Genomic DNA, 8,308 nt, shown 5'->3' with positions numbered 1-8,308 from the left:
TGGGACACCCTTCGTATCGCCAGGCAATTTGTTGGTACAATTTTAAACAAAAACACCTCCTTATTTCAGGAAAGTGTTATCGTGGTAGCCCGTAGGGGAATCGGACCCCTGTTACCAGGATGAAAACCTGATGTCCTAACCACTAGACGAACGGGCCGTAATTTAAACTAATGAAAGTATTATACTGTAAAAAAAAAGGTCCGTCAAGTTTTGCCGTTAAGCCTGTTTTTCCTTTACTTTTATCTTAAAATATCTTAAAATAGCAACATTATAGGAAAGATCCATAAAAACTATGAAAATTTTAGGTATAGAAACATCTTGCGATGAGACTTCCGTAGCCGTGATTGAAGAAAAAAACGGTTTTTTAAAAATAGTTAAAAATTTAATTTATTCGCAAATTAAAATTCATCAAAAATACGGCGGCGTAGTACCGGAAGTAGCGGCCAGGCGTCACGTGGAAAAAATAATTCCTTTGATAACCGAAATTTTAAAAGAAAAAAATTCTTCGGCTTCACTTTATTTCGCTCAGAATGACAAAATACAAAAACCTGATGTCATTGCCGTCACTGCCGGACCAGGTTTAGCCACCGCTCTTTTAGTTGGAGTAGAAACAGCACGGGCTCTTGCCTACGCCTGGAACAAGCCCCTGGTAGCCGTTAATCATCTGGAAGGCCATATTTATGCCAATTTTTTGAATAAAAAAATCAGCACCATTTCTAAAATTTTTCCGGCGCTTTGTTTAATAATTTCCGGCGGCCACACCGAGCTTATTTTAATGAAAAATTTTGGAAAATATAAACTGATTGGACAAACAAAAGATGACGCTGTCGGTGAATGCTTTGATAAAGTGGGCAAAATTTTAGGCCTCCCCTATCCCGGCGGACAACAAGTGGCCAAATGGGCTCTTCAAGGCAAAAGGGATGCAATTAAATTTCCCCGGCCTATGCTGGAAACATCTGATTTTAATTTTAGTTTTTCCGGTTTAAAAACAGCTGTCTTATATCATTGGCAAAAAGTTCCTCAACAATCTAAGAATGATGATTCCATCATCGCCAATATTTGCGCCTCTTTTGAGCAGGCCGCCATTGACGTAATTATTGCCAAAACTCTGCGAGCGGCCCAAAAATATCAAGTCAAAACATTATTAACCGGAGGCGGAGTGGCCGCTAACCAAGAACTGCAAAACCAACTCCAAAAATTATTTAAAAAATCAGCTCCACAAATCACTTTTTGGCCTATACCTAAAAATTTCTGCGGCGACAATGCCGCTATGATTGCCGCCGCCGGACTTTTTAATGCCAAAAACAAAAAATTCACCGACTGGAAAAAAATAAAAATCAACTCCGAATGGGAATTGATTTAAAATTTTTAATAGCCCTCTACTCAACCAAAAAAATACCGCTAACCCCCCACAACTTCTTTTATCTTTTTTTCTAAATCTTCACTGCGCAAAATTTTGTAAGGAGTGGCGATTATTTTTCCTTGTGCCTCAATTACTACCGGCGTAGTACCGGCCGCCACAAGAAACAATTCTTTAAGTTTTTTAACTTTTTCCGGAGATAAATTGCCGGTTATTTTTATAACTAAAGCCTCTTCTTCCTTTTCTTCATCACTGACTCCTTTTATCAAATAATCGGCAAAACGACGCTTCAATTCCAAAGCGTTTTCTAAAGTTAATTTTTCCGCTTTTTCTGCAATAATTTTTTTCTCACCCTCGCGATCGGAATACTTTCCCAAGATACAAACTTTTTCTCCGTTTAATAAAACCTTTTTAAATTGTTCATAAATTTTGGGAAAAACAACTATTTCGGCCTGGCCGGTCCCATCTTCCAAATTAACAAAAAGCATGGTAGAGCCTTTCTTAGTAATAATTGTTTTAGTGTTGCCAATCATTCCGCAGGCCGCTACCCACGTTCCGGTCCCCTGCCTTTTAAAAATGTTAGCTAAACGGGCAAAGCCACGACCCAAAATTTTAGCTAATTCATTAAAGGGATGTTCAGAAATATACAGACCGATCAATTCTTTTTCCCAAGATAAACGTTCCTCTTTAGAAATTGGCAGAGCCGGCTTAAGGTTAATCTTCCGGACGCCAAAATGGGCGGCATCAAAAAGCTGGGCCTGATTATTAGTCTTCTCCCTTTGTGAATCTTTGTTAAAAGCGGTTAAAATTTCGATGTTGTTTAACAAAATTCCGCGCTCGCCAAACCTGTCCAGCGCTCCGCATTTAATTAAGCTTTCCAAAGATTTTTTATTTAAATCTTTATCCTGTACCCGACCCAAAAAATCTTCCAAATTTTGATAAGGGCCATTTTTTTTACGCTCCTTAATAATTTCTTCAGCAATATGTGCACCTACATTTTTCACCGCTTCCAAACCAAAACGAATCTTGGGTTTGTCTTCCGGATTGCGGCGCGGAACCACGGCAAACTTCTCAAAACTCTCGTTAAGATCGGGAGGCAAAACCTCTATTCCCATCTCTTTGCACTCTTGAACCAAAGCGGCCACTTCATCCAAGTCCCCCATTTCCGCCGAAAGCACAGCCGCCATATATTCTTCAGGAAATTTGGCTTTAAGATAAGCGGTATAATAGGCAATCACGGCGTAAGAAGCGGCGTGAGCCTTATTAAACCCGTAAGCGGCAAAGGGTTCAATCAAACCCCACAGTTCATTAGCCTGCGCTTGCTTCAAGCCATTTTTAACACAGCCTTGCAAAAATTTTTCTTTTTGAGCGGCCATTTCTTCGGGAATTTTTTTGCCCATAGCTTTGCGCAATTTGTCAGCCTCTTCCCAGTTGTAGCCAGCAATGTTAATAGCAGTTAGCAAAACATCATCTTGATAAGTTATAACACCGTAAGACATATCCAAATAATCCGCCATTCTAGGATCAAGATACTTAATCAATTTAGGATTATGCTTGCGTTTGATAAATTCCGGAATAGATTCCATAGGGCCCGGACGAAAAAGAGCTACCATAGCCATAATGTCAAAAATGCTTGTTGGTTTTAATTCTTCTAAATAGTGTGTCATACCTGAACCACCTAACTGAAAAAGTCCGCCCGTTTCTCCGCGCGCGAGCATGGCATAAGTTTCCGTGTCATCCCAAGGAATGGTTGCCAAATCTATTTTGAGACCGCGGGTTTTTTCCACAATTTTAACTGCATCACCTAAAATGGAAAGATTACGGACGCCCAAAAAGTCCATTTTTAAAAGTCCGGCTTCTTCTACGGCGTGCATCTCATACTGAGTGGTTAATTTTTCTCCATCAGTTTCTTTTTGCAGAGGGGTAAAATCGGTTAAGGGAGTAGGAGAAATAACCACACCGGCGGCATGCTGGGAAGTATGTCTGGCACAGCCTTCAATTTTTTGAGCCAAGTCAAGCAAACGCCGCACATCGCCGTTTTCATTATACAAAGCATAAAGTTCCGGAGTTATTTCCAAAGCCTTTTTTAGCGTCATGGGAAACCCTTGCGTGCCCATGGGAATCATTTTAGAAATTTGATCACAAAAAGTATAAGACAAACCTAAAGCACGACCGGCATCACGCACACTGCCACGAGCCGCCATTGTACCAAAAGTGACAATTTGCGCCACGTGATCGGCTCCGTAATGTTCTGTGACGTAAGCAATAGTTTCGTCACGACGATTATCGGCAAAATCCATATCAATATCAGGAGGCGAAGGACGATAAGGGTTTAAAAAACGCTCAAAAGGCAATTTAAAATATAATGGATTAACAGAAGTAATGCCAATACAGTAAGAAACCAGGGAACCGGCGGCCGAACCGCGGGTAGTAGCAATAATTTCGTGTGCCCTGGTCCATTTAACATAATCAGCCACGGCCAAAAAATAAGGAGCATAACCCTTGGTGGCAATAATATCCAGTTCATAATCCAAACGTTTTTGATTTTCTTCAACATTACCTTGAACCAAACTTCTTAAACCAACATTAGCCTGCTCACGCAAAACATCTACGGCAGTTTTTCCTTCTGGCAATTTAATAGCCGGAAAATGCCATTTGCCTAAAGTTAATTCCACATTACAACGCTGAGCGATTTTGACTGTGTTTTCCAAAGCTTCGGGTACATGCTGGAAACGACTGGCAATTTCTTCTGCCGAAGAAAAAGATCTATCCACATGCAAAAAATTAGCCCGATTAGGATCAGAAGCTTTGCTTCCATCGCGAATACAAACCAAAATATCCTGAGCTTCACGATCATCCGGGTGCAGATAATGCACATCGCGTGTCACTACAGTGAAAATTTTTGTTTGTAGAGAAATCTCAATTAAAGCGTTATTAATTTCTATTTGATTTTCCAAATCAGCATGGTCCTGCAATTCTAAAAAAAAGTTATCAGAGCCAAAAATAGAGAGGTATTCCAAAGCTATTTCTTGAGCCTTTTTTTTATCCGCATTTTTCCAAATTTGTTTAGCTATTTCTCCCTCACGGCAGCCAGACAAAGCAATTATTCCCCGGTGATATTTTTTTAAAACTTCTTTATCTACTCGTGGCACTCCAAAAAAACCTTCCAAATGCCCGATGGTAGAAATTTTCATTAAATTTTTATAACCTTCTAAATTTTCCGCCAGCAAAACCAAATGATGATTTTCTTCATCCAAATGAGGACGTTTATCAAAACGTGAATTAAGCGCCACATAAACTTCTAAACCCAAAATGGGGTTAAGGCCGGCTTTTTTGGCTTCTTTATAAAACTCAATAATGCCATACATTGAGCCATAATCGGTTAAAGCCAAAGCTGTCATCCCCTGTTTTTTGGCATGACGCACCAACTCGTCTATCTTAGGCAAGCCTTCCAAAAGAGAATAGTGGGAATGGATGTGAAGGTGGACAAAATTCGTCATAAAATTATTAATAAAAGCGGATTTGGCAATAGACTTATCTTATCTAAAACCAGAGGCAAAAGCAAGCTAAAAAAAATTACAACTTGCGCTGTTTAAACCAAGTCTGAAAACAACGCCGAACAAAAAACCCGCCACTAAAGGCGGGCTAAACCAAATGGTTTATCTTTTTCTTTTTTTCTTATCTTCAATTTCTCCAATTTCATCTTCTACATTCTTTTTCTTACTCACAAAATACTGAATCAATTTAATAATACCCTCGGAAACAAAAGCAAAACTGGCCGTAGCGTGTTCCATTTTATCGCGCATGCCGCGAATAGCATCTTCAATACCGCGGAATCTCTCACGCATTTCCTCTATCATATTGCTGGCGCCGCGCAAAATAGAAACCATGTAGTAAATCAGCCAGCATAAAAAAACCGTCAGCCACAAAATGCAGAAAGATAAAACAATGTATAAAAGATCTTTGCTGTTTTCAAGCATAATTTTGAAAACTTTTTAATTTATTATTAATAATATAATACCACAAATAAAAATTTAGCGCCAAATTAACTTCTAACTTCGGCCTTAAATTTATTTTGCAAAGTCTTAATCACCTTATTTAATGCCTCTTCGGCCTCATTAGCGGTTAAAGTCCTTTCTTGATTCGCTAAAATTAAATGATAAGCCATGCTTTTGAAATCTTTTTTAATATTCTCCCCTTCGTAAACATCAAACAGTTCCACCTTTTTTAACAAAGGATCAACTTCTAAAATAGTTTTAACAATTTCCGCGTGGGTAATTTCTTGGGACAAAACTACGGCCAAATCACGCACAATTTCTGGATAGATTGGCACAGGCTCAAAAACAGCCGGCTCAAGTTTTTTTTCACTCAGCTCGGTAAGATTAATTTCCAACACCCCCACCTTTTCTTCCAAACCAAAATTTTGAACAATCAAAGGATTAACTTCATAAATTTGACCCACCAAAACATTTTGCACCTCAATGCCGACGCTCCTGGTAGGGTGCTGCCAATTATAAATTTCCGGCAACTCCGTAGCCTGCCACTTGTAACCTAATTTTTGCAAGACAACTTCCGCCGCCGCTCTAACTTCTTTAAAAGGAAAGACGTTTTTCTTGGCCGCAAAAACGGCATTCAAAAAAGAATCTTGTCTAGGCAAGAGTTCGTCACTCTTTTCACCGGCTCTTATCCCCGGTTTCTCGGGTAAAAAAGTTTTACCTATTTCCAAAATTTTTAATTCATCAACATATTCCAAATTGCGCGCAGTATTTTCTAACAAATTCGTTAACAAGTGACGCCTTAAAAACGGTTTTTCCTTAGATAAAGGATTGTCCAGAGCCACATAATTTTCTAACTTGTCACCTAATTTTTGCACTTCAGCGGCGCTGATAAAAGAGTAATTATATACTTCTGTATAACCCTGATTAAGCACCAGCAATTCGCGCACTTGATTTTCTAAACCGCGCAAAATATTTTTCTCCGGCGGAATAATGGAAAATGAAGGCAGGCTGGTTTTAATATTATCGTAGCCGTAAATACGTGCCACTTCTTCCACTAAATCTTCCGGGATGGAAATATCTTTGGTGGCCCGCCAAGTAGGAATTGCCACAGATAAAAGATCTTTTTTAGTTTTAACTACAAAACCCAAACGTTCTAAAATTCCCACCACTTGTTTTTTATCCATTTCCAAACCAATTTTTTTATTTAAAAAGGAAAGGGAAATTTCCATTGGCCCTTGTTGTAAATAAAAATGGGATTCATCAGCCACATTACTTGTGACGACTGCCTCGGGGCATAATTCCAAAGTCAGTTGAACGGCTTTTCTTAAAGCCAAGGCGCATAAATTAGGATCTAAACTTTTTTCAAATCGAGCAGAGGCGTCGGTACGCAACCCTAATTTTACGGCTGTATGGCGAATAGTAAAGGCCTCAAAATTAGCAGCTTCAAAAACAACTTTTTGGGTTTCGGCGGAGATGCCACTGTCTAAACATCCCATCACTCCGGCCAAGGCTACTGCTTTTTCTTTATCCGCAATCATCAACATAGAAGAATCCGATTTATGTTTCTGATGATCTAAAGTAATAAATTCTTCGCCGTCTTTGGCTTTGCGTACTATAATCTTATCGGCTTTGAATAAATTGGCATCAAAAGCATGCAAGGGTTCACCCAAATCTAACATCACATAATTGGTAATATCTACAATATTATTAATAGGACGCAAACCAACGGCCAAAAGTTTTTCTTGTAGCCAAGGTGGAGATGGTGCCACCCTAACATTACCAACTTCTACAACCATATAGCGCGGACACATTTTAAAATCTTCCACTTCTACACTGATCTTTTTTTCTTTACCTGGTTTGATTTCAGGAGGGTTATATTTGGCTAGACGATTTCTGTATAAAGCCGCAATCTCCCTACTTAATCCATAATGACCCCATAAATCCGGACGATTAGTCATGGATTTATTATCAATCTCAATAATAGTATCATCCAAACCCAAAGCTTTAGACAAAGTCATTCCCGGCTTAAGGCGATGTAAAGAACTTAAATTTAAAATTTCTTTTTCTTCTTTGGCGGGAAAACGTTCGTCCAAACCAATTTCCTCAGCGGCGCAAATCATCCCTTCGGAATCAACGCCCCTAATGGTCGCAGGCTTTAATTCTATTAATTCCCCTTCTCCGTGCCATTTAACGCGGCTACCGATTTTGGCCAAGGCCACTAACATATTTTCTTTTACATTACTGCCACCGCAAACCACTTGCAATAATTTTTCACCTATATCAACTTGGCAGACTTTTAATTTGTCTGCGTTAGGATGAGCGGAAACTTTTTGCACTTTTCCCACTACAATACCCTCTAAATTTTTTCCTTGTTCTTCTACTCCCTCAACCTCTACCGTACTCATGGTTAATTTTAACGCCAGCTCCTGCGCAGTAGTGCCCGCCGGCAAAGTCACATAATTCTTAAGCCAATTTAAACTTACTTTCATATATATTAAAATTGTTTTAAAAACCGCAAGTCTCCTTCTTGCAAATGACGAATATCTTCTATGCCATAATTTTGCATAACCAAACGCGTCATTCCCAAACCAAAGGCAAAACCGCTCCACTCTTTGGGGTTAAGGTCGCCATATTCCAAAACGCGCGGGTGTACCAAGCCGCAAGGCAAAGTTTCTATCCAGCCGCTGTGTTTGCAAGCGCCGCAACCTACTCCGCCGCAAACCAAACATTTCATATCCAATTCAAAACCCGGCTCCACAAAAGGAAAAAAACCGGGACGCAAGCGCACTTCCACTTCGCGCCCCAAAACGCCTTTTAACAATTCCTTCATTACACCAATCAAATGGCTAATAGAGATATTTTTATCCACTACCAAACCTTCTAGTTGATAAAAAGTGTGTTCGTGCGCGGCATCAGTGGATTCATTTCTAAAACAGCGGCCCGGCACCAC

General features: G+C 39.5%; 4 protein-coding genes, 1 tRNA gene and 1 pseudogene (1 of these 6 running past the window's edge). 1 reads left to right on the top strand and 5 read right to left on the bottom strand.

The window, feature by feature from the left end; translation table 11 throughout:
* Positions 1-82: 82 nt before the first annotated feature.
* Positions 83-157 (bottom strand) — tRNA-Glu (locus A2294_03420).
* Between the two features lie 135 nt (positions 158-292).
* Between A2294_03420 and A2294_03415 the strand changes: the two genes are divergently transcribed.
* Positions 293-1,363, top strand: a complete 1,071-nt coding sequence (locus A2294_03415) for a tRNA (adenosine(37)-N6)-threonylcarbamoyltransferase complex transferase subunit TsaD (protein OGH85991.1) — start codon at positions 293-295, stop codon at positions 1,361-1,363.
* Positions 1,364-1,401: 38 nt separating this feature from the next.
* Here A2294_03415 and A2294_03410 read toward each other — a convergent pair whose 3' ends face one another.
* The 4 genes and pseudogenes from A2294_03410 to A2294_03395 all read right to left on the bottom strand — a co-directional run.
* The gene (locus A2294_03410; protein ID OGH85990.1) at positions 1,402-4,860 is read right to left on the bottom strand and encodes a DNA polymerase III subunit alpha; all 3,459 of its coding nucleotides are present in this window, start codon (positions 4,858-4,860) and stop codon (positions 1,402-1,404) included.
* 159 nt (positions 4,861-5,019) lie between these two features.
* A complete protein-coding gene (locus A2294_03405; GenBank protein ID OGH85989.1) occupies positions 5,020-5,340 on the bottom strand; it encodes a hypothetical protein in 321 nt (106 codons plus the stop codon).
* Positions 5,341-5,405: 65 nt separating this feature from the next.
* On the bottom strand, positions 5,406-7,847 hold the full coding sequence (locus A2294_03400; protein ID OGH85988.1) for a phenylalanine--tRNA ligase subunit beta: 2,442 nt from the start codon (positions 7,845-7,847) through the stop codon (positions 5,406-5,408).
* 5 nt (positions 7,848-7,852) lie between these two features.
* Positions 7,853-8,308: pseudogene (locus A2294_03395) on the bottom strand (phenylalanine--tRNA ligase subunit alpha) (it continues 576 nt past the right edge of the window).

The organism is Candidatus Magasanikbacteria bacterium RIFOXYB2_FULL_38_10 (genome assembly GCA_001783145.1).
Taxonomy (GTDB): domain Bacteria; phylum Patescibacteriota; class Patescibacteriia; order Magasanikbacterales; family UBA10003; genus GWC2-40-17.
Note: the sequence above shows the minus strand (reverse complement) of the source record. Positions and strands in the feature narration are given on the sequence as shown.

Bases quoted from the DNA above. Each gene is read 5' to 3' on its own strand.
- A2294_03415 (OGH85991.1), top strand. From the start codon at position 293: ATGAAAATTTTAGGTATAGAAACATCTTGCGATGAGACTTCCGTAGCC.
- A2294_03410 (OGH85990.1), bottom strand. From the start codon at position 4,860: ATGACGAATTTTGTCCACCTTCACATCCATTCCCACTATTCTCTTTTG.
- A2294_03400 (OGH85988.1), bottom strand. From the start codon at position 7,847: ATGAAAGTAAGTTTAAATTGGCTTAAGAATTATGTGACTTTGCCGGCG.
- A2294_03405 (OGH85989.1), bottom strand. From the start codon at position 5,340: ATGCTTGAAAACAGCAAAGATCTTTTATACATTGTTTTATCTTTCTGC.